The organism is Klebsiella sp. V115_8, from assembly GCF_029967715.1.
Classification (GTDB): Bacteria; Pseudomonadota; Gammaproteobacteria; order Enterobacterales; family Enterobacteriaceae; genus Klebsiella; species Klebsiella quasipneumoniae.
Map to the genome: position 1 here is coordinate 1 of NZ_JASCAR010000038.1, position 21,405 is coordinate 21,405.

26 protein-coding genes are annotated in these 21,405 nt (G+C 56.6%); 7 read left to right on the forward strand and 19 right to left on the reverse strand.

What is annotated here, in order from left to right; genetic code table 11:
- From QLG03_RS17305 to fkpA, 9 genes are all read right to left on the reverse strand, one after another.
- Positions 1-182 (reverse strand): GTP-binding protein (locus QLG03_RS17305; RefSeq protein WP_010287081.1); only part of this gene is annotated, 182 nt, incomplete at its 3' end.
- A 69-nt stretch (positions 183-251) separates the two neighbouring features.
- The gene (gene fusA, locus QLG03_RS17310; RefSeq protein ID WP_023291175.1) at positions 252-2,366 is read right to left on the reverse strand and encodes an elongation factor G; all 2,115 of its coding nucleotides are present in this window, start codon (positions 2,364-2,366) and stop codon (positions 252-254) included.
- A gap of 96 nt (positions 2,367-2,462) precedes the next feature.
- On the reverse strand, positions 2,463-2,933 hold the full coding sequence (gene rpsG / locus QLG03_RS17315; protein WP_002920113.1) for a 30S ribosomal protein S7: 471 nt from the start codon (positions 2,931-2,933) through the stop codon (positions 2,463-2,465).
- A 96-nt stretch (positions 2,934-3,029) separates the two neighbouring features.
- Positions 3,030-3,404, reverse strand: a complete 375-nt coding sequence (rpsL, locus tag QLG03_RS17320) for a 30S ribosomal protein S12 (RefSeq protein WP_002920115.1) — start codon at positions 3,402-3,404, stop codon at positions 3,030-3,032.
- 124 nt (positions 3,405-3,528) lie between these two features.
- Complete coding sequence (gene tusB / locus QLG03_RS17325) at positions 3,529-3,816, reverse strand: sulfurtransferase complex subunit TusB (protein WP_004202221.1); 288 nt, start codon at positions 3,814-3,816, stop codon at positions 3,529-3,531.
- Between the two features lie 7 nt (positions 3,817-3,823).
- The gene (tusC, locus tag QLG03_RS17330; RefSeq protein ID WP_032454214.1) at positions 3,824-4,183 is read right to left on the reverse strand and encodes a sulfurtransferase complex subunit TusC; all 360 of its coding nucleotides are present in this window, start codon (positions 4,181-4,183) and stop codon (positions 3,824-3,826) included.
- Positions 4,183-4,569: a sulfurtransferase complex subunit TusD gene (gene tusD, locus QLG03_RS17335; RefSeq protein ID WP_002920128.1), complete on the reverse strand. Its 387-nt coding sequence runs from the start codon at positions 4,567-4,569 to the stop codon at positions 4,183-4,185. The genes tusC and tusD overlap by 1 nt, the downstream gene beginning before the upstream one ends.
- Positions 4,569-5,291, reverse strand: coding sequence for a transcriptional regulator (locus QLG03_RS17340; protein WP_002920130.1), 723 nt, complete (start codon positions 5,289-5,291; stop codon positions 4,569-4,571). Before QLG03_RS17340 ends, tusD begins: the two co-directional genes overlap by 1 nt.
- A 168-nt stretch (positions 5,292-5,459) precedes the next feature.
- Complete coding sequence (gene fkpA / locus QLG03_RS17345) at positions 5,460-6,290, reverse strand: FKBP-type peptidyl-prolyl cis-trans isomerase (RefSeq protein WP_004202215.1); 831 nt, start codon at positions 6,288-6,290, stop codon at positions 5,460-5,462.
- Positions 6,291-6,512: 222 nt separating this feature from the next.
- Between fkpA and QLG03_RS17350 the strand changes: the two genes are divergently transcribed.
- Positions 6,513-6,731, forward strand: coding sequence for a protein SlyX (locus tag QLG03_RS17350; RefSeq protein WP_002920136.1), 219 nt, complete (start codon positions 6,513-6,515; stop codon positions 6,729-6,731).
- Between the two features lie 58 nt (positions 6,732-6,789).
- Here QLG03_RS17350 and slyD read toward each other — a convergent pair whose 3' ends face one another.
- From slyD to kefG, 4 genes are all read right to left on the reverse strand, one after another.
- Positions 6,790-7,383, reverse strand: coding sequence for a peptidylprolyl isomerase (gene slyD, locus QLG03_RS17355; protein WP_004202213.1), 594 nt, complete (start codon positions 7,381-7,383; stop codon positions 6,790-6,792).
- A 93-nt stretch (positions 7,384-7,476) separates the two neighbouring features.
- Positions 7,477-7,677: a YheV family putative zinc ribbon protein gene (locus QLG03_RS17360; RefSeq protein WP_002920143.1), complete on the reverse strand. Its 201-nt coding sequence runs from the start codon at positions 7,675-7,677 to the stop codon at positions 7,477-7,479.
- 11 nt (positions 7,678-7,688) lie between these two features.
- Positions 7,689-9,494, reverse strand: coding sequence for a glutathione-regulated potassium-efflux system protein KefB (gene kefB, locus QLG03_RS17365; RefSeq protein WP_072413870.1), 1,806 nt, complete (start codon positions 9,492-9,494; stop codon positions 7,689-7,691).
- Positions 9,481-10,044, reverse strand: a complete 564-nt coding sequence (gene kefG / locus QLG03_RS17370; RefSeq protein WP_004202208.1) for a glutathione-regulated potassium-efflux system ancillary protein KefG — start codon at positions 10,042-10,044, stop codon at positions 9,481-9,483. Before kefG ends, kefB begins: the two co-directional genes overlap by 14 nt.
- Before the next feature lie 173 nt (positions 10,045-10,217).
- Between kefG and QLG03_RS17375 the strand changes: the two genes are divergently transcribed.
- From QLG03_RS17375 to QLG03_RS17390, 4 genes are all read left to right on the forward strand, one after another.
- Positions 10,218-12,122, forward strand: coding sequence for an ABC transporter ATP-binding protein (locus tag QLG03_RS17375; RefSeq protein WP_255989208.1), 1,905 nt, complete (start codon positions 10,218-10,220; stop codon positions 12,120-12,122).
- Between the two features lie 219 nt (positions 12,123-12,341).
- A complete protein-coding gene (locus QLG03_RS17380) occupies positions 12,342-13,340 on the forward strand; it encodes a hydrolase (protein WP_072096663.1) in 999 nt (332 codons plus the stop codon).
- Positions 13,337-13,555, forward strand: coding sequence for a YheU family protein (locus QLG03_RS17385; RefSeq protein WP_002920151.1), 219 nt, complete (start codon positions 13,337-13,339; stop codon positions 13,553-13,555). Before QLG03_RS17380 ends, QLG03_RS17385 begins: the two co-directional genes overlap by 4 nt.
- A gap of 36 nt (positions 13,556-13,591) precedes the next feature.
- Positions 13,592-14,461 carry a phosphoribulokinase gene (locus QLG03_RS17390; protein ID WP_004202201.1) on the forward strand — a complete coding sequence of 290 codons (870 nt, stop codon included), beginning with the start codon at positions 13,592-13,594 and terminating at the stop codon, positions 14,459-14,461.
- A gap of 55 nt (positions 14,462-14,516) precedes the next feature.
- On the opposite strand, the gene QLG03_RS17395 is transcribed toward QLG03_RS17390, so the two are convergent.
- A complete protein-coding gene (locus tag QLG03_RS17395) occupies positions 14,517-14,921 on the reverse strand; it encodes an OsmC family protein (RefSeq protein ID WP_023291180.1) in 405 nt (134 codons plus the stop codon).
- 306 nt (positions 14,922-15,227) lie between these two features.
- Between QLG03_RS17395 and crp the strand changes: the two genes are divergently transcribed.
- Complete coding sequence (gene crp, locus QLG03_RS17400) at positions 15,228-15,860, forward strand: cAMP-activated global transcriptional regulator CRP (protein WP_000242758.1); 633 nt, start codon at positions 15,228-15,230, stop codon at positions 15,858-15,860.
- A gap of 51 nt (positions 15,861-15,911) precedes the next feature.
- On the forward strand, positions 15,912-17,990 hold the full coding sequence (locus tag QLG03_RS17405; RefSeq protein ID WP_023291181.1) for a YccS/YhfK family putative transporter: 2,079 nt from the start codon (positions 15,912-15,914) through the stop codon (positions 17,988-17,990).
- On the opposite strand, the gene QLG03_RS17410 is transcribed toward QLG03_RS17405, so the two are convergent.
- The 5 genes from QLG03_RS17410 to ppiA form a co-directional block, all read right to left on the reverse strand.
- Positions 17,980-19,200 carry an aspartate aminotransferase family protein gene (locus QLG03_RS17410; protein ID WP_023291182.1) on the reverse strand — a complete coding sequence of 407 codons (1,221 nt, stop codon included), beginning with the start codon at positions 19,198-19,200 and terminating at the stop codon, positions 17,980-17,982. The genes QLG03_RS17405 and QLG03_RS17410 overlap by 11 nt on opposite strands.
- A gap of 89 nt (positions 19,201-19,289) precedes the next feature.
- Positions 19,290-19,853: an aminodeoxychorismate synthase component 2 gene (gene pabA / locus QLG03_RS17415; RefSeq protein WP_023291183.1), complete on the reverse strand. Its 564-nt coding sequence runs from the start codon at positions 19,851-19,853 to the stop codon at positions 19,290-19,292.
- Between the two features lie 31 nt (positions 19,854-19,884).
- Positions 19,885-20,487, reverse strand: a complete 603-nt coding sequence (locus QLG03_RS17420) for a putative adenosine monophosphate-protein transferase Fic (RefSeq protein WP_023291184.1) — start codon at positions 20,485-20,487, stop codon at positions 19,885-19,887.
- Positions 20,477-20,644, reverse strand: a complete 168-nt coding sequence (locus QLG03_RS17425) for a YhfG family protein (protein ID WP_004202194.1) — start codon at positions 20,642-20,644, stop codon at positions 20,477-20,479. Before QLG03_RS17425 ends, QLG03_RS17420 begins: the two co-directional genes overlap by 11 nt.
- Before the next feature lie 106 nt (positions 20,645-20,750).
- Entirely contained in the window at positions 20,751-21,320 is a 570-nt protein-coding gene (gene ppiA / locus QLG03_RS17430; RefSeq protein ID WP_002920238.1) for a peptidylprolyl isomerase A, read from the reverse strand.
- Positions 21,321-21,405 lie beyond the last annotated feature (85 nt).

Genomic DNA, 21,405 nt, shown 5'->3' on the forward strand with positions numbered 1-21,405 from the left:
ATACCACGAGCTTTTTCTTCCGGCGCGTTATCGATCTGGTCGAATGCGCGAGCGGAACCACCGTAGGTTTTAGCCAGAACGGTAGTGATGGCAGCAGTCAGGGTAGTTTTACCATGGTCAACGTGGCCGATAGTACCAACGTTGACGTGCGGTTTTGTACGTTCAAATTTTTCTTTAGACACGGCTATATTCCTTACTATAGTGCTCTCCCCTTCGGAGAGAGCACGGGACTTAGGTTTTAATCCTGTGGATTATTTACCACGGGCTTCAATAACGGCCTGAGCAACGTTGTTCGGCGCATCATCATACTTCAGGAATTCCATGGTGTATGATGCACGACCTTTGGTCAGAGAACGCAGCTGAGTTGCATAACCGAACATTTCGGACAGCGGTACTTCAGCGTGGATCTTAACGCCGGTTACTTCGGATTCCTGACCGCGCAGCATACCGCGACGACGGCTCAAGTCACCGATAACGTCACCAGTGTTCTCTTCCGGAGTTTCTACTTCAACCTTCATGATCGGCTCAAGCAGAACTGGTTTTGCTTTCTTAAAGCCTTCTTTAAAGGCAATAGACGCAGCCAGTTTAAACGCCAGCTCAGAGGAGTCAACGTCGTGGTAAGAACCGAAGTGCAGACGGATACCCATATCAACTACCGGGTAACCTGCCAGCGGACCAGCTTTCAGCTGTTCCTGGATGCCTTTATCAACGGCCGGGATGTATTCGCCAGGAATTACACCACCTTTGATGTCGTTGATGAACTCGTAACCTTTCGGGTTAGAGCCCGGCTCCAGCGGGTACATGTCGATCACAACGTGACCGTACTGACCACGACCACCAGACTGCTTGGCGTGTTTACCTTCGATATCGGTAACTTTCGCGCGAATTGCTTCACGGTAAGCAACCTGAGGTTTACCGACGTTCGCTTCAACGTTGAATTCACGCTTCATACGGTCAACGATGATGTCGAGGTGCAGCTCACCCATACCGGCGATAATGGTCTGGTTAGACTCTTCGTCAGTCCATACGCGGAAAGACGGGTCTTCTTTAGCCAGACGACCCAGAGCCAGACCCATTTTTTCCTGGTCAGCTTTGGTTTTCGGCTCAACGGCGATGGAGATTACCGGCTCAGGGAATTCCATACGCTCCAGAATGATCGGCGCATCCGGGTTACACAGGGTGTCACCAGTAGTTACGTCTTTCAGACCGATTGCAGCAGCGATGTCGCCCGCGCGAACTTCTTTGATCTCTTCACGTTTGTTAGCGTGCATCTGTACGATACGACCGAAACGCTCACGTGCAGCTTTCACGGAGTTCAGTACGGTATCACCAGAGTTAACCACACCGGAGTACACGCGGAAGAAGGTCAGGTTGCCCACGAACGGGTCAGTAGCGATTTTGAACGCCAGTGCAGAGAACGGCTCGTCGTCGCTTGCGTGACGCTCAGCCGGAGTATCTTTACCGTCGTCCAGGATGCCGTTGATCGCCGGAACGTCAACAGGGGATGGCAGGTAGTCAATTACCGCATCCAGCATCGCCTGAACACCTTTGTTCTTGAACGCAGAACCACAGGTTACCAGGATGATTTCGTTGTTCAGAACGCGCTGACGCAGAGCTTTTTTGATCTCTTCTTCAGTCAGTTCTTCACCACCCAGGTATTTTTCCATCAGCTCTTCAGAAGCTTCAGCTGCGGACTCGATCAGGTTCTGGTGCCATTCGTCAGCCAGATCCTGCATGTCAGCCGGGATATCTTCGTATTCGAAGGTTACGCCCTGGTCTGCATCGTTCCAGTTGATGGCTTTCATTTTCACCAGGTCAACAACGCCGGTGAAACCTTCTTCAGCACCAATTGCCAGCTGCAGCGGAACCGGGTTCGCGCCCAGACGGGTTTTGATCTGACCAACAACTTTCAGGAAGTTAGCGCCCATGCGGTCCATTTTGTTAACGAACGCGATGCGCGGAACTTTATATTTGTTTGCCTGACGCCATACGGTTTCAGACTGCGGCTGAACACCACCAACTGCGCAGTAAACCATTACCGCACCATCAAGAACACGCATGGAACGTTCTACTTCGATAGTGAAGTCAACGTGCCCCGGGGTGTCGATGATGTTTACACGGTGCGGTTCATACTGCTTAGCCATACCAGACCAGAATGCAGTAGTCGCAGCGGAAGTGATGGTGATACCACGTTCCTGCTCCTGCTCCATCCAGTCCATGGTAGCGGCGCCGTCATGAACTTCACCGATTTTGTGGTTTACACCGGTGTAGAACAGAATACGTTCGGTAGTAGTGGTTTTACCGGCGTCGATGTGCGCACTGATACCGATGTTACGGTAGCGTGCGATGGGTGTTGTACGAGCCATTTGATTCCTCGTTTATTTCTTTAGGCGTTCAGTTAAGTTATCCAGAGCGGGCGACTCATCTGAAGCGCCCGCCTGGTGACTATGACTCCGAAGGGATTACCAACGGTAGTGAGCGAACGCCTTGTTGGCTTCGGCCATACGGTGAACGTCTTCACGTTTCTTAACTGCAGTACCTTTGTTGTCTGCAGCATCAGTGAGTTCGTTCGCCAGGCGCAGAGCCATGGATTTATCACCGCGTTTACGAGCAGCTTCAACGATCCAACGCATTGCCAGGGCATTACGACGGACCGGACGAACTTCAACTGGAACCTGATAAGTAGAACCACCTACGCGGCGGGACTTAACTTCGACAGTCGGGCGCACGTTTTCGAGCGCAACTTCGAAGGCTTCCAGTTCAGATTTACCAGAACGCTGAGCCAGGGTCTCCAGCGCGCTGTATACGATAGTTTCTGCAGTAGATTTTTTACCATCTACCATCAGGATATTGACAAATTTAGCCAGCAGTTCTGATCCGAACTTCGGATCCGGCAGAATTTTACGCTGACCAATGACGCGACGACGTGGCATGGAAATACTCCGTTGTTAATTCAGGATTGTCCAAAACTCTAAGAGTTTAGTATGACATTAAGATAAATCAGTTTGGCCTTACTTAACGGAGAACCATTAAGCCTTAGGACGCTTCACGCCGTACTTGGAGCGAGCCTGCTTACGGTCTTTAACGCCGGAGCAGTCAAGCGCACCACGAACGGTGTGGTAACGAACACCCGGAAGGTCTTTAACACGACCGCCACGGATCAGGATCACGGAGTGCTCCTGCAGGTTGTGACCTTCACCACCGATGTAGGAGGTGACTTCGAAACCGTTAGTCAGACGCACACGGCAAACTTTACGCAGTGCGGAGTTCGGTTTCTTAGGAGTGGTGGTATATACGCGAGTACATACGCCACGTTTCTGCGGGCAGGCTTCCAGCGCTGGCACGTTGCTCTTTGCAACTTTGCGCGCGCGTGGTTTGCGTACCAGCTGGTTAATTGTTGCCATTAAATAGCTCCTGGTTTTAGCTTTTGCTTCGTAAACACGTAATAAATCGCCTCATATATTATGAGGACGCAGAATTTTAGGGCGGTGCCGAAAAGGTGTCAAGAAATATACAACGATCCCGCCATCACCAGGCCAACTGACCGGCATGTTTGACTGTGAGTCTGACGAAATCAGTATAGCTAACCCTGCCGACACTGTCCGCAATTTGACCAGTTAGCCCGCGGGCGTCAACGTCGTCTTGCAGCACGTAAAGGGTTATGGGGGCGGATTGCAGGATCTCAAGGAAGCGACCGCCGGCGATAGCCGCCGCGACGCCATCAGACAGCAGTAACAGATCGTCACCCTGCTCCATCAAGCGAAGCATTGCTGCGATATCGGCATGCCAGGGAGAAACACTGAGCGTATGGAGCATGGGGGCCTCAGAAACGCAAAATCACATCAAATTCATGCAGACGGGCGCGCAGGGCATCCGGCGCCAGGCATTCGACATCCACCACCCACGGTGTCGCGGGGTCCAGGCCGCGCTCTCGCGCCGACTCGGCGCACAGCCAGCACTGGTCGATATCATATAGCGACAGCAGTTTAAAAGTGGCGATGTAATCGCGGGCCAGCACAGCGCCAGGCCGCTGAGCGGGCAACAGCTGAAACACGCCGTCGCCCACGAAAAATACGCCAATCTCGTCGGTGAGGGCGGAGGTGGCTAATAAGGCGTCGAGGCCTTCCCTGCCGGCGGCGCTGCCGTGCGGCGCGGAGGAAAAAACGAAAGCCACACGTTTCATCAAAACTGTACCATCCGATCGCAAGTAAGCGCCGCTTCCGCCAGCGCGCCAAGTCCGCTCAACGTAAAACCCGGCTGCAGATTATGGCCAGGCAGAGCGAGCTGTTGCGCTTCGCGCTCGTCCGTTACGCCACGACGCAGGGCGGCCGCCACGCAGATATGCAGCGCGACGCCGTGCTCATCGTGGAGGGATTGCCACCCGCGCACCAGATCGAACTCATCGCTGGCGGGCGCCGTCAGCTGGTTAGCGTTAAGCACGCCTTCGCGATAGAAAAAAACGCACGCCAGCTCATGGCCTTCCTGCAGCACGGCCTGCGCAAATTGCCAGGCGCTGCTCGCCTGCTGCGTGCCATAGGCAGGGCCGGTCACCGTGAGGGCAAAACGCATTACTTATCCAGCCCCTGGAAATCGCCGCTTTTGAACTGGCGAATATAGAGGTAGACGGTGTGCTTGGAGATGTTCAGACGATCGGCCACCTGGTTAATGGCGTCTTTAATATCGAAGATCCCTTTCTCGTAGAGATTCAGCACGATTTGACGGTTTTTAGCATTGTTGGACACGCTGCGATCGGCATTCACCTCTTCGATGGTGAATTCCAGAGTCTGGGCGACCAGATCGTCAACCGAGGAAGCAAAGTTCACCGGCGAGTTAACCTCGGGCGTTTCTGGCGGAATAAAGGTGCTCATGATCTGGGAAAAAGGCACATCCAGATTCATATTGATGCACAGCAGACCAATCACCCGGTGATCGCGGTTGCGGATGGCAATCGTCACCGACTTCATCAGGACGCCGCTTTTGGCGCGGGTAAAGTAGCATTTGGAAACGCTGCTATCGGCGCCCGTCATATCGTGCAGCATGCGCAGCGCAAGATCGGTAATCGGTGAACCGATTTGGCGGCCGGTATGTTCACCATTGGCGATACGGATGGCAGAGCATTTCAGATCCTGCAAAGAATGCAGCACGATTTCACAGTGCGAACCGATGAGCATCGCCAACCCGTCCACCACCGCTTCATAAGATTTAAGAATATCGAAATCGGTCTGGTCAAAGGGACGTTGATCCAGCAGGTCAAGCTCGCTGGTTTCGTTGGTTAAAAGCGACCTGGACATGAAAAAAAGCACTCCTTTTCAGGAGCCTGTCGTTATTGTCAGGGCAGGCTCATCATCATTATTAAGCTATCTAAAGTAATACAGCGCCTGAGGATCTTTCCAGTTTTAATTATATCTGCGCTCAATAAAAAAGCCGCCGCCTCTGACGAGACGGCGGCCTGAACCCGATTACTTCTTAGCGTCAGCTTTCGCGTCCGCGGCTTTCGCATCGCCAGCGGCTTCCGGCTGAGCATCTGCCTTCGGCGCCGGTTTGATATCCAGCAGCTCTACATCAAAGACCAGCGTAGAGTTGGCCGGGATGCCCGGGACGCCGGTTTTGCCGTAGGCCAGATCTGGCGGAATGACCAGCTTGATTTTGCCGCCTTTCTTGATGTTCTTCAGGCCTTCAGTCCAGCCCGGGATCACCCCGTCGAGACGGAAAGAGAGCGGCTCGCCGCGGGTATAAGAGTTATCAAACTCTTTGCCGTCGATCAGCGTACCTTTGTAGTTAACCACCACGGTGTCGCTGTCTTTCGGCGCATCGCCAGTGCCTTCTTTCTCGACTTTATACAGCAGGCCAGTTTTCGACGTTTTCACGCCCTTCTCTTTGGCAAAGCTGTCACGGAAAGCTTTACCTTTGGTTTCGTTCTCAGTGGCGTCTTTTTCCATTTTCTGCTGAGCCGCGGTCTTCACGCGCGTTTCAAAGGCCTGCAGAGTCTGTTCGATCTCCTGGTCGGACAGTTTGCTCTTATCGGCAAACGCGTCCTGTACGCCGGCGATCAGCTGGGCTTTATCCAGCTTAATGCCGAGTTTTTCTTGTTCTTTCAGGGAGTTTTCCATGTAACGCCCCAGGGACGCGCCCAGCGCATAGGCCGATTTCTGATCGTCATTTTTAAATGCCGATTTACTCTCAGCCGCCGGGGCTGCTTTCGCCGCGGTATCTGCAGCAAAGGTCAGCGGTGCATTCAGGGCGACGGCCATTGTGGTCGCCAGCAACGTTACTTTAAACAGTGATTTCATCCATTTCTCCAGGGCCGGGGCCTCTCACCCCAGGGTTATCGTAAAAAGCAAAAAACGTACTATAGAACGTCGCCGTTAAAATCTACATACGGACGTTCCTGAATATCGCCTCTTTTAGGACTATTTTTGTATGAATAAGTTTCCTGTAGGACGCAGCGATGCTGCGCGCCGGGGGAAACTTAAGTAGAATCCGCCCGCAGGATCAGACTAAAGAGGTTACCCATGCACGATAGCACATTAGAAACGCGCCTTGCGGAGCTGGAAAGCCGGCTGGCGTTTCAGGAAATCACCATCGAAGACCTCAATAAAACCGTGACCGCCCACGAGATTGAGATGGCGAAGATGCGCGAGCATATGCGTCTGATGATCGAGAAGCTGAAGGCGACCCAACCCTCCCATATCGCCTCCCAGGCCGAAGAGACGCCGCCGCCGCATTATTGAGGCGTAAAAAAAGCGGGTCTCCCCGCTTTTTTGTCGTCTTCGTGCCGAAGCGCGAAGATTAGTGGCAACCGCAGCCACCGTGGCCGCCGCAACCGCCTTTACCATGGTCGTGGCCATGATCGTGGTCGTGACCGTGACCGCCGCAGCAGCCATCGTGACCATGATCGTGGTCGTGATCATGACCATGCGCGCCGTGCACGTGACCGTGCTCCAGCTCTTCAGCGGTCGCTTCGCGGATGGCGACAACTTCCACATTGAACTTCAGGTTCTGGCCTGCCAGCATGTGGTTGCCATCAACCACAACGTGGTCGTCTTCAACTTCAGTAATCTCTACTGGTACCGGACCCTGATCGGTTTCCGCCAGGAAGCGCATGCCAACCTGCAGTTCATCAACGCCCATGAAGACGTCTTTCGGTACACGCTGCACCAGGTTTTCGTCATACTGACCGTAAGCGTCGTTAGCGCCAACGGCTACGTCAAATTTGTCGCCCACTTCGTGGCCATCCAGCGCGTTTTCCAGGCCGGAAATCAGGGAGCCGTGACCGTGCAGGTAATCCAGCGGCGCGCTTACCGGAGACTCATCAACCAACACACCGTCTTCTGTACGTACCTGATAGGCCAGGCTGACCACCAGGTCTTTTGCTACTTTCATGATATCTCCTGAGATGGGAAGAATAGTGGCGCAGATTGTAGCGGAATTCTGCTGCCGTGTACCCTTTAGCTTAAAAAAAGCCGACGGATAACGCTAGTCGGGATGAAAAATGCCAATCACCTGCTCCTCTTTGCGTACATGCTCACGGGCCTCTTTATCCGCCTCACGCATCTGATGACCGCACTTAACGCATTCAACAACATCGACATTATTTTCACGCCACATCGCCAGTGAATCCTGCGCCTGGCACGCCGGACATTTCGCCCCGGCAATAAAACGTTTACGTACTGCCATATGATTTACCTTTATTCAAACTCGTCCCAGCCGTCCAGCTGCCGGCTCTCTTTCTGCATTTCGCGCTGAAAAATCTCTTCCAGTTCGCGCCGGGCTTCCCGCACGCGTGATATCTGTACCGTATCAGTATGCACCGGCATTAACTCACGCAGCATTCGCATATCGAGGCGTCGGAAGTGCAGCTGCGCGCGCTGGGCCTGGTGAGGATGCATCCCGAGGGTGATGAGCGCTTTACGCCCCAGCTCCAGCGCGCTGGAGAAAGTCTCACGGGAAAACTGCGTCACGCCGGCCTGCAGAAGCTCATGCGCCTCGACGCGCCCGCGAGCGCGCGCCAGGATGTGCAGATGTGGAAAGTGTTGTTGACACATCTCCACCAGCCGCATGGTGTCTTCCGGCTCATTACAGGTAATGACGATCGACTGCGCCTCCTCCGCCCCCGCCGAGCGCAGCAGTTCCAGCTGGGTGGCGTCGCCAAAATAGACTTTATAGCCATAGTTGCGCATCAGATTCACCGCGCTGATGTCTCGCTCCAGCACCGTAATACGCATCTTATTGGCCATCAGCAGGCGACCGATGACCTGGCCGAAACGGCCAAAGCCAACAATAATCACCTGCGGTTTATCGTCCTCTACCCACGGCGCCTCATCGGTATCCTCCGCTGGATTCAGGCGTCGCGACAGTATCTTATCGATCCCTTTCATCAGCAGCGGCGTGGTCATCATCGACAAGGTGACGGCCACCAGCAGCAGCGCCATCTGGTCGTGATGGAACAACCGCTGAGAAGCGGGCAGCGAAAAGAGGACAAACGCGAACTCGCCGCCCTGGCTTAATACGCCCGCAAACTGCATACGCTCGGAACTCCGCAGGCCATAGAGACGGGCCAGCAGATAGAGCACCAGCATTTTTACCGCCACCAGCACCGCCACGCTCACTGCCACCCACAGCAGATGGGTGTACAGCACGCCAAGGTTCAGCGCCATACCGACGGAGATAAAGAACAACCCAAGCAGCAGCCCCTTGAACGGATCGATGGCGATCTCCAGTTCATGGCGATACTCACTTTCCGCCAGCAGCACGCCGGCGATAAAGGTACCCAGCGCCATCGACAGCCCCAGCGCCTCCATAAACAGGGCTGATCCAAGGACCAGCAGCAGCGTGGCGGCAGTGAACACTTCCCTGACCCCGGAGCTGGCGATAAAGCGGAACACCGGCCGCAGTAAATAGCGTCCGCCAATCAGCATCCCGGCAAACGCCAGGACCTTCATGCCGACCGTTAGCCAGTTCACATGCTCATCCGCGGAACCCGCCAGCAGAGGCACCAGCGCCAGCGCCGGGATCACCGCCAGATCCTGAAACAGCAGGACCGAAAAGCCTAACTGCCCTGATTCGCTGCGGCTCATTCCCTTCTCGCGCATCAGCTGCAGTGCCATCGCGGTAGAGGACATCGCCAGGCCGATCCCGCCGACCACCGCCGCCTGCCATGAAAATCCTGTCGTCATCAACAGACCGCCGAGGATCGCCGCGCTGAGCATCACCTGCGCCGCGCCAACGCCGAAGATGGAGCTTCGCAGCCGCCATAGCTTGGCGGGATTGAGCTCCAGGCCGATGATAAACATCAGAAACACCACGCCGAGTTCAGAGAAATGGAGAATTTCATCCACATCGCTGATAAACCCGAGCCCCCACGGACCAATGGCGATCCCGGCCAGCAGATAGCCCAGCACCGCGCCAATCCCCAGTCTTGAAGCCAGAGGGACGGCGATAACGGCCGCGAACAAAAACAGCACCCCCGCCAGCAGCAAATCAAATCCCGCCATGGACACCTCCGGCGGCAAGGGGGTTGGCCAGCCAGTCCCGATAGGCCAGGGCGCGGCTGCGTAGCTCCTCTGGCTGTTGCCGCCGGGCCCAGTAGACGATAATGGGGCTCATCCAGTGCATACGGCACATGCCGGCGGTCAGTTCAAAAGGACGTAAAATATCGTTCATCGGATAGCGATTCGCATCGCGACGGTAGGCGCTCTCAGGCTCGCCGGTGGTGATCACGCTGCGCCAGTACTTTCCCGCCAGTTCGTTCCCTCCGGCGCCGCTGGCGAAGCCGCGGCTTAAGACACGATCCAGCCACTCCTTGAGCAGCGCCGGACAGCTCCAGGTATATAAAGGATGCTGGAAAACGATCACCTCATGCTGGCGCAGCAGGTCCTGTTCGTGAGCAATATCGATAAAAAAATCCGGATAGTGCGCGTAGAGATCGTGCACGGTGACGTTTGGCAACTGTAAGGCCGGTTGTAATAAAACCCGGTTGGCCACGGAATCCTGAGATTCTGGGTGGGCATACAGCAGCAACACTTTCGCTGTCTGAGACATCATTCCCCTCCCGTAGGTCTTCTGGCGGCCTGCACAGCCCTGGCGTTTTGACACAGCCAGAATGACTTTGTGTATCGTCTTCGTTTTGGGCTACCATGGCGGCCCGGTGAAGCGATTCGCTTCCACACTACATTATCATAATGACAAATTAACATAGTCTGAACATACGGCGCCTTATGATTGTTTTCTCCTCGTTACAAATTCGTCGCGGCGTACGCGTCCTGCTGGACAACGCCACCGCTACCATCAACCCTGGCCAGAAGGTCGGTCTGGTGGGGAAAAACGGCTGCGGGAAATCGACGCTGCTATCGCTTTTGAAAAACGAGATAAGCGCTGACGGCGGCAGTATGACCTTTCCCGGCAACTGGCAGCTGGCCTGGGTGAATCAGGAAACCCCGGCCCTGCCGCAGCCGGCAATCGATTATGTCATTGACGGCGATCGCGAATATCGCCAGCTGGAAGCCGCGCTCCAGCAGGCTAACGAGCGCAACGACGGCCATGCCATCGCCACCGTCCACGGCAAGCTGGACGCCATCGACGCCTGGACCATCCACTCCCGCGCCGCCAGCCTGCTGCACGGCCTGGGTTTCAGCAATGAACAGCTCGAGCGGCCGGTCAGCGATTTCTCCGGCGGCTGGCGTATGCGTCTTAACCTCGCGCAAGCGCTGATCTGCCGCTCCGATCTGCTGCTGCTCGATGAACCGACTAACCACCTCGACCTTGATGCGGTGATCTGGCTGGAGAAGTGGCTGAAGGGCTACACGGGGACGCTGATCCTGATCTCCCACGATCGCGATTTCCTCGATCCTATCGTCGACAAAATTATCCATATCGAACAGCAGACGATGTTTGAGTACACCGGCAACTACAGCTCGTTTGAAGTGCAGCGCGCCACCCGGCTCGCTCAGCAGCAGGCGATGTACGAAAGCCAGCAGCAGCGTGTCGCGCATCTGCAAAGCTATATCGATCGCTTCCGCGCTAAAGCCACCAAAGCCAAGCAGGCGCAGAGCCGTATTAAAATGCTGGAGCGGATGGAACTCATCGCCCCGGCGCACGTGGATAACCCGTTCCACTTCAGCTTCCGCCAGCCGGAGAGCCTGCCAAACCCGCTGCTGAAGATGGAGAAAGTCAGCGCCGGCTATGGCGAGCGTATTATCCTCGACTCCATTAAGCTCAATCTGGTGCCGGGGTCGCGTATCGGCCTGCTGGGCCGCAACGGCGCAGGGAAATCGACGCTGATTAAGCTGCTGGCTGGCGAACTCCAGCCCGTGAGCGGCGAGATCGGCCTCGCCAAAGGCATCAAGCTCGGCTACTTCGCCCAGCATCAGCTGGAGTTCCTGCGCGCCGATGAGTCGCCGCTGCAGCACCTGGCGCGCCTGGCGCCGCAGGAGCTGGAGCAGAAGCTGCGCGATTATCTTGGCGGCTTTGGTTTCCAGGGGGATAAGGTCAGCGAAGAGACCCGCCGCTTCTCCGGTGGAGAAAAGGCGCGTCTGGTGCTGGCCCTGATCGTCTGGCAGCGCCCTAACCTGCTGCTGCTCGACGAACCGACCAACCATCTCGACCTCGATATGCGTCAGGCCTTAACCGAAGCGCTGATCGACTTTGAAGGGGCGCTGGTGGTCGTATCGCACGATCGCCACCTGATCCGCTCCACCACCGACGATCTGTACCTTGTCCACGATGGCAAAGTCGAACCGTTCGACGGCGATCTGGACGATTATCAGCAGTGGCTCAGCGACTCGCAAAAACAGGAGTCCCAGAGCGGCGACGTGCCAAAAGAGAGCGGCAACAGCGCGCAAGCGCGCAAAGACCAGAAGCGTCGGGAAGCGGAGCTGCGCAGCCAGACCCAACCGCTGCGCAAAGAGATCGCCCGTCTGGAGAAAGAGATGGACAAGCTCAACGCGCAGCTGGCCAGTGCGGAAGAGAAACTTGGCGACAGCGAACTGTACGACGCCTCGCGGAAAGCGGAACTGACTGAATGCCTTCAGCAGCAGGCCAGCGCGAAATCCGGGCTGGAAGAGTGCGAAATGGCCTGGCTGGAGGCTCAAGAGCAGCTGGAGCGCATGCTTCAGGAAGGCTAACGCCGCCTCATCATTCTGCCTGCGACGGCGCGGGCAGAATGGGTTTCTGCCATTCCCATGCTCAGGCCATCAATGACATCAATGGTTTGTTTTCGGTGTCACCGGGCGTCATTGGCCACAAGACCACATATTGGCTAACTCCCGCGCGCCCTGCGCGGTATAGTCATCATCACGTTTATTAATTATTCTGGTGCTATGGTTGAAATCATCCCCACAGACATGACGCCCCCCGAAAACGATTCGCGTGAGTTCCATCCCATGCGCGGCGTGGGCAATCGTCATCTGCAAACCATGCTGCCGCGGCTGATCCGCCGTAAATTGCGCTTTACCCCGCACTGGCAGCGCCTTGAGCTGCCGGACGGCGATTTTGTCGATCTCGCCTGGAGCGAAGACCCGCACCAGGCGCGCCACAAGCCGCGCCTCGTCGTCTTTCATGGTCTGGAAGGGAGTCTGCACAGCCCGTATGCCCATGGCCTGATCCACGCGGCGATGCAGCGCGGCTGGCTGGGCGTGGTCATGCACTTTCGCGGCTGCAGCGGCGAACCTAACCGCAATCACCGCATCTATCACTCCGGCGAAACGGAAGATGGCACCTGGTTTCTCCACTGGCTGCAGCGCGAGTTTGGCCCCGCGCCGACCGCCGCCGTCGGCTATTCGCTGGGCGGCAACATGCTGGGCTGCCTGCTGGCAGAAGAAGGCGACCGCTGCCCGCTGGATGCGGCGGTGATCGTTTCCGCGCCTTTCATGCTGGAAGCCTGCAGCTATCATATGGATAAGGGCTTCTCGCGAGTTTATCAGCGCTATCTGCTCAATCTGTTAAAAGCCAACGCCTCACGTAAGCTGAAAGCGTATCCTGGCTCGCTGCCCGTCGATTTACGCCAGCTCAAAGGGATGCGCCGCATCCGGGAATTTGACGACATGATCACCGCCAAAATCCATGGTTTCGCCGATGCGCTGGATTATTACCGGCAATGCAGCGCTATGCCGCGGCTCAGCGATATCACTAAGCCGACGCTCATCATCCATGCGAAAGACGACCCGTTTATGGACCACCACTCCATTCCCCCGCAGGAGCAACTGCCGGCGAACGTTGAGTATCAATTGACTGAACAAGGCGGCCACGTCGGCTTCGTCGGCGGCACCCTGCGTAAACCGGAGATGTGGCTGGAAAGACGCATTCCCGACTGGTTAAACCGCTGGCTGGAGGTTCCCGTATGATTATTCCCTGGCAGGATCTGGATCCCGAAACGCTGGATAACCTGATTGAAAGCTTTGTGTTACGCGAAGGCACCGATTATGGTGAACATGAACGTTCACTTGCCGATAAAGTCGCCGATGTAAAACAGCAGCTGAAACGCGGAGAGGCGGTCCTCGTGTGGTCGGAACTGCATGAGACAGTCAATATTATGCCGCGCGCCCTGTTTAACGGCTAAGGCGACGCCACTACATCGTTTAACCAGGGAGTTGTTATGTCTGCCAAACATCCGGTGATCGCCGTCACGGGCTCCAGCGGCGCGGGCACTACCACCACCAGCCTCGCCTTTCGCAAAATCTTCGCGCAGCTAAATCTGCACGCCGCGGAGGTGGAAGGCGACAGCTTTCATCGCTACACCCGCCCGGAAATGGACATGGCGATCCGCAAAGCGCGGGATCAGGGCAAACATATCAGCTACTTTGGCCCGGAGGCGAACGACTTCGGCCTGCTGGAGCAGACCTTTGTCGACTATGGCCGCCATGGCAAAGGCCAGTCGCGTAAATACCTGCACACCTATGACGAAGCCGTGCCGTGGAATCAGGTGCCGGGAACCTTCACCCCATGGCAGCCGCTGCCGGAGCCGACGGACGTGCTGTTCTATGAGGGGCTGCATGGCGGGGTTGTCACGCCGCAGCATGATGTCGCCAGCCATGTCGACCTGCTGGTCGGGGTCGTGCCTATCGTTAACCTGGAGTGGATCCAGAAACTCATTCGCGACACCAGCGAACGCGGCCACTCCCGGGAGGCGGTGATGGACTCCGTCGTCCGATCGATGGAAGATTACATTAACTTCATCACCCCGCAGTTTTCCCGCACCCACATCAACTTCCAGCGCGTGCCGACGGTGGACACCTCCAACCCGTTTGCCGCGAAAGCGATCCCCTCTCTGGACGAGAGCTTTGTGGTGATCCATTTCCGCAATCTGCAGAACATCGACTTCCCCTGGCTGCTGGCGATGCTACAGGGCTCGTTTATTTCGCACATGAACACCCTGGTGGTGCCGGGCGGTAAAATGGGGCTGGCGATGGAGCTTATTATGGCGCCGCTGGTCGAGCGTCTGATGGAAGGCCGAAAGATCGGCTAACAGAAAAAACCCCGGCCAGGCCGGGGTTGAGATCATTCACATCAGCAGGCGAAGACTACGCCTCGATCACTTCATAGGAGTGGGTGATCTTCACCGCTTTTTCCAGCATCAGCGCCACCGAGCAGTATTTCTCTGCCGACAGATCCACCGCACGGGAGACTGCGGCATCTTTCAGCGCCTTACCGGTGACGATAAAGTGCAGATTAATATGCGTGAACAGGCGCGGCGCCTCTTCCCGACGCTCAGAGGTCAGCTTCACTTCGCAGTTGGTCACGTCGTGACGACCTTTTTGCAAAATAGAGACCACATCGATCGCACTGCAACCGCCCGCCGCCATCAGCACCATCTCCATCGGGCTGGGCGCCTTATCTCCGGAGTTGCCATCCATCAGAATCTGGTGTCCTGACGCGGACTCCCCGATAAAGGTTAACCCTTCAACCCATTTCACACGCGCTTGCATAAAATTTAACTCCAGTATCGCAATATTCCTGTCAGATTACGCGCACATAACAATTCTCGCAACGGAAGGCGACCTGCGTCATGCTGAAGCGAGACACCAGGAGACATGCGGCGAAAGCTATGCTAAAACAGTCTGGATGCTACAGTAATACATTGATGTACTGCATGTATGCAGAGGAGTTCACATTACAGGCTGTCGAAAAATCATCAGCCAGCTTCCCAGGTATAGGGAAACAATACGATTGCATGCCCGGACGCCGTGTAGTGTCGGCGCCCGGAGATAGCTTATAACAGAGGATAACCGCGCATGGTGCTTGGCAAACCGCAAACAGACCCTACCCTTGAATGGTTCTTGTCTCATTGCCACATTCATAAGTACCCATCAAAGAGCACGCTGATCCACCAGGGTGAGAAAGCAGAAACGCTGTACTACATCGTTAAAGGCTCCGTGGCTGTACTCATCAAGGATGAAGAAGGTAAAGAGATGATCCTCTCCTACCTCAACCAGGGCGATTTCATCGGTGAATTAGGCCTGTTTGAAGAGGGTCAGGAGCGTAGCGCCTGGGTACGGGCGAAAACCGCATGTGAAGTGGCCGAGATCTCTTATAAGAAATTCCGTCAGCTGATCCAGGTGAACCCGGACATTCTGATGCGTCTCTCTTCGCAAATGGCTCGCCGTCTGCAGGTGACGTCTGAGAAAGTGGGCAACCTCGCCTTCCTCGACGTGACGGGCCGTATCGCCCAGACGCTGCTGAACCTGGCGAAGCAACCCGATGCCATGACCCACCCGGACGGTATGCAAATTAAAATTACCCGTCAGGAAATTGGTCAGATCGTCGGCTGCTCTCGTGAAACCGTTGGCCGTATTTTGAAAATGCTGGAAGATCAGAACCTGATTTCCGCCCACGGTAAAACTATCGTCGTCTACGGCACCCGTTAAGTTGCTAAGCGGCGTATTGCTCCTGCAGTACGCCGTTTTTGTTTTTCCCTCATGTGGCGCAGGCTGATTTACCACCCGGAAGTCAACTATGCACTGCGGCAAACGCTGGTGCTGTGTCTGCCTGTGGCCATCGGTCTTCTGCTCGGCCATCTCCAGCAGGGACTCCTGTTTTCCTTAGTTCCCGCCTGCTGCAACATCGCCGGTCTCGACACTCCGCATAAGCGCTTTTTTAAGCGTCTGATTATCGGCGGCTGTCTGTTTGCCGGATGCAGCCTGGTGGTGCAGCTGCTGCTCGCCCAGACCATACCTTTGCCGCTTATTCTCAGCGGCCTGGCGCTATTGCTCGGCGTCACCGCGGAAATCAGTTCGCTGCACGCGCGCCTGCTGCCCGCGTCGCTGATCGCCGCCATCTTTACCCTGAGCCTGGCGGGCAATATGCCCGTCTGGGAGCCGCTGCTGATCTACGCCTTCGGCACGCTATGGTACGGCGTGTTTAACTGGTTCTGGTTCTGGCTGTGGCGCGAACAGCCGCTGCGGGAGTCGCTCAGTCTGCTCTACCGGGAACTGGCCAATTATTGCGAAGCCAAATATAGCCTGTTGACCCAGCATACCGATCCCTCGACCGCCCTGCCGCCGCTGCTCATCCGCCAGCAGAAGGTGGTCGATTTAATCACCCAGTGCTATCAGCAGATGCATATGCTGGCCGCCAACCAACGTAACGACCACAAACGTCTTCTGCGGGCGTTCCAGATGGGGCTGGATCTACAGGAGCATATTTCGGTCAGCCTGCATCAGCCGGAAGAGGTGCAAAAGCTGGTTGAGCGCAGCCATGCCGAAGCGGTGATCCGCTGGAACGCGCAGACCGTCGCCGCCCGTCTGCGGGTGCTGGCGGATGACATGCTCTATCATCGTTTTCCGCAGCGTTTCCAGATGGATAAACAGATCGGCGCCCTGGAAAAAATCGCCCGCCAGCATCCGGATAACCCGGTCGGCCACTTCTGCGCCTGGCACTTCAGCCGCATCGCCCGGGTGCTGCATACCCAGCGCCCGCTGTATGCCCGGGATCTGATGGCTGACAAAGAGCGTCGTTTACCGTTGTTTCCCGCGCTAAAGAACTATCTGTCGCTGAAGTCGCCCGCGCTGCGCAACGCCGCCCGCATCAGCGTGATGCTGAGCATCGCCAGCCTGATGGGCAACGCCCTGCATTTGCCGAAGCCCTACTGGATCCTGATGACCGTCCTCTTCGTGACACAGAACGGCTATGGCGCCACACGGGTACGTATTGTCCACCGGGCGGCGGGGACGCTCGCCGGCCTGATCATCGCCGGGCTGACCTTGCACTTTCACGTTCCGGAGAGCTATACCCTGAGCGGGATGCTGCTGATCACCCTGCTCAGCTATCTGATCATCCGCAAACACTATGGCTGGGCGATGGTGGGGTTTACGGTGACGGCGGTATATACCCTGCAGCTGCTGACGCTTAACGGCGAACAGTTTATTATCGCCCGGCTGATCGACACGCTGATCGGCTGCCTGATCGCCTTCGGCGGGATGGTCTGGCTGTGGCCGCAGTGGCAGAGCGGCCTGCTGAAAAAAAACGCCCACGATGCGCTGGAGGCCGACCAGCAGGCGATTCGCCTGATCCTCAGTCCCGACCCCAAAGCGCCCGCGCTGGCCTACCAACGCATGCGCGTCAATCAGGCGCACAACGCGCTCTACAACTCCCTGAATCAGGCGATGCAGGAGCCCGGGTTTAATACCCACTACCTGGAAGATATGAAGCTATGGGTGACGCACAGCCAGTTTATCGTCGAACACATCAACGCCATGACCACTTTGGCCCGGGAGCATACGATGCTCACCCCGGATCTTGCCCAGCGCTATCTCGAATCCTGTGAGATTGCCCTGCAGCGCTGTCAGCAGCGGCTGGACAGCGATGGCCCCGGCAGCGCAGGGGATGTCAATATTATGGAGTCACCGGAAAGCGAGGTGCCGATCGGTCCGTTAAGCACCCTGGAGCAGCATCTGCAACGCATTCTGGGCCATCTGAACACCATGCACACCATTTCGTCAGTGGCATGGCGTCAGCGGCCGCATCACGGCATCTGGCTGCGGAAGATCAGCCGTTAATCACCTTTGCCACGGCCTGGGCAAAGCGCGCCATCCCCTCGGCAATATCCTGCTCTTCGATGATCAGCGAGGGAACAAAACGCATCACGTCCGGCCCGGCGTTAAGCACCATGACGCCGGCTTCCGCAGCGGCATAGAGGAAATCACGCGCGCGGCCCTTGTGCTGCGGCTTGAGTTCGGCGCCAATCAGCAGGCCCATCCCGCGAATATCACTGAACAGATCAAACTCGGCATCCAGCTGCTGCAGGTGTTTGACGAACAGTTCGCGTTTGGCGTTCACGCCATCCAGCACCGCCGGGGTATTGATCAGATCGAAAGCGGCGTTGGCGACCGCGCAGGCCAGCGGGTTGCCGCCGTAGGTTGAGCCATGGGAACCCGCATGGAAGGCGCTGGCGATCTCGTGGGTGGTCAACATGGCGCTGACCGGGAAACCGCCGCCCAGCGCTTTGGCGCTGGTGAGAATATCCGGGATTACGCCATAGTGCATATAGGCAAACAGCGATCCGGTACGCCCCATTCCGCACTGCACTTCATCAAAGACTAACAGCGCCTGGTGTTGATCGCACAGTTCGCGCAGCCCCTGCAGGAACGCCGGCGTCGCTGCCGTCACGCCGCCTTCGCCCTGAATCGGCTCCACCACCACCGCGCAGGTGTGGTCATCCATCACCGCTTTTACCGCCTGCAGGTCGTTGAAGGGAACATGGACAATATCCGCCGGTTTCGGGCCGAAACCATCGGAGTACTTCGGCTGCCCGCCGACGGAGACGGTAAACAGGGAGCGACCATGAAAGGCATTATGGAAAGCGATGATTTTGGTTTTGTACGGGCTATGGCGGGTCACCGCATAGTGACGCGCCAGCTTAAAGGCCGTTTCATTGGCTTCGGTACCGGAGTTCATAAACACCACTCGCTCGGCGAAGGTGGCATCGACAAGTTTACGTCCCAGGCGCAGCGCTGGCTCATTGGTAAAGACGTTGCTGGTATGCCACAGCGTTTCGCCCTGCTCGTGGAGCGCCGCCACCAGCGCCGGGTGGCAATGGCCGAGCGCCGTCACCGCGATACCGCCGGCGAAATCAACATACTCTTTGCCCTGCTGATCCCAGACGCGGCTGCCTTTTCCCTTTACCGGGATGAATTCTGCCGGTGCATAAATTGGCAAAATAACTTCATCGAATGTGGCGCGGGTGATTGCCGGTTGTTCAGTTGCCATGTCTTGCCCATCCCTCTTCGTTATGCAGATGCGATTATGATAATCTAATCACAAAATATGCATAAAAAATCAGTCAATGGCAACCGAAATCACCGCTTAATAAAGTTCGCCAGCAATTGATGGCCCTGTTCGCTGAGGATGCTTTCCGGATGGAACTGCACGCCCTCGAGATCCCAGTCGCGATGACGGATCCCCATAATCTCACCGCTGGCGCTGCGGGCGGTGACGATAAACTCAGGCGGCAGCGTCGGCGGGTCAATCACCAGCGAATGATAGCGGGTCACCGTCAAAGGATTATTCAGCCCCAGAAACACCCCTTCGCCGTTATGCTCGATAAGCGAGGTTTTTCCATGCATCACCTGCGCCGCCCGCACAATGGTCGCGCCAAACGCCTGGGCTATCGCCTGATGCCCGAGGCAGACGCCCAGCAGCGGCGTTTTCCCTGCATAGTGACGGATTACCGCGAGGGAAATCCCCGCTTCATCCGGCGTACAGGGACCAGGCGAAATCACTATCTTCTCCGGCGCCAGCGACGCTATCTCCTCCAGCGTCAACGCATCGTTGCGCCTGACCAGCACTTCCGCCCCCAGTTCGCAAAAGTACTGATACAGATTCCAGGTGAAAGAGTCATAGTTATCGATAAGCAGGATCATAGCGGCTCCGGAACAATCAAACCGGGCTATTCTACTCAGATTCCCGCGCTTCGCTTACCACTTTGCGAAAGATCGCCGCCAGCGGGTCCGGATCGCCCATCGCGCCCTGCTGACAGGCGGTGCTCCAGGCGGCAGGATCGACGTCACGCCAGTCAAGAAGGTAGCCGGCATGTATCGCCAGCTGTTCAAAGAAAATGCGCTGGGTCAGGCCATTGCCGAGACGAAAAGGGTGCAGCACATTAATTTCACCATAGAACCAGCTCAGGCGTTCGATAAAGGTATCCCGCGGCAGATCGCAGAGATAATCCTCCTGCTCCAGAGCCTGCATCAGGGCATTCCCCTCCTCTTCGATGCGGGCAAAGTGGCAGAACGGCGTATCGCCCAGGTAGAGGTTCACTTCACGCAGCCTACCCGCCCAGTCAAACAGATCCTGATACAGCTGATGATGAATAGCGCACAGATAGGGTAAGCCGCGCACCCGCGGGCCCAGCGGCAGGGTGGCCGCCCGCAGGGACGTCATCTCCAGGGCAGCCTGCTGCAGCGTTTTAGCCTGGCGGATGCCGAGGCGGTTGCGCAGGACGTTCAGCGCCGGATAGAGGTAAGGATCGCGTTCATCGCCAAATTTATCGCTCATACTCCCTCCGCAGCGTCGCGAGGCGAGCCTGCGCCTCCTCGGCAGTCAGCGTAACCAGCGGCACCGATACGCCTTCGAGGCGACGGCTGGCCTGAAAATTGCTATTACGTGTCTGTTCCCAGAGCCGGGATTTTTGCTTATCGGTGAGTGGACGCATCGTCGCCCCCCTTATCGTCCCCTGTGTGCCACAAGTATAAGCAGCAATTACAGGTTATGCCGGGAGGCAACCGGGCGCGGCGATAAACCACCGCGCCGCGGGAGGATTAGGGCAGCACTTTCGCAGAGAGGATAACAACCGGTTTAGTCGGCACATTCTGGTATGGGCCGACGTTATGAGTCTGGACCTGGGAGATCTTATCCGCAACGTCCATGCCTTTGACTACCTTGCCAAACACCGCATAGCCAAAGTCGCGCTGGCCATGGTCGAGGAAGGCGTTATCCGCCACGTTGATGAAGAACTGGCTGGTGGCGCTATCCTGATCGGCGGTACGCGCCATCGCGATGGTGCCGCGGGTGTTGCGCAGGCCGTTGTCTGCTTCATTCTTGATCGGCGGGTTAGGCTGTTTCTGCTGCATCTGCTCGTTAAAGCCGCCGCCCTGCACCATGAATCCCGGGATCACGCGGTGGAAGGTGGTGTTGTTGTAGAAGCCGCTGTTAACGTACTTCAGGAAGTTATCCACGGAAATCGGGGCTTTCTGGCTGTTTAACTCAAGCTCAATGTTACCTGCCGAGGTGGTCAGCAGCACATGCGGATCGCCCTTTGCCGCCATGGCCGGGGAGAAAGCTGAAATGGCGAAAACGGCAGCCATCGCCGCCAGTGTTGATTTGAGCATGGAAATTCCTTAACGGAGCAGAATAAAAGCGAGTGCCTTGATTCTAAAGAGCCTTTGCATCCTGGGCCAGCCTTTTACCAAATTT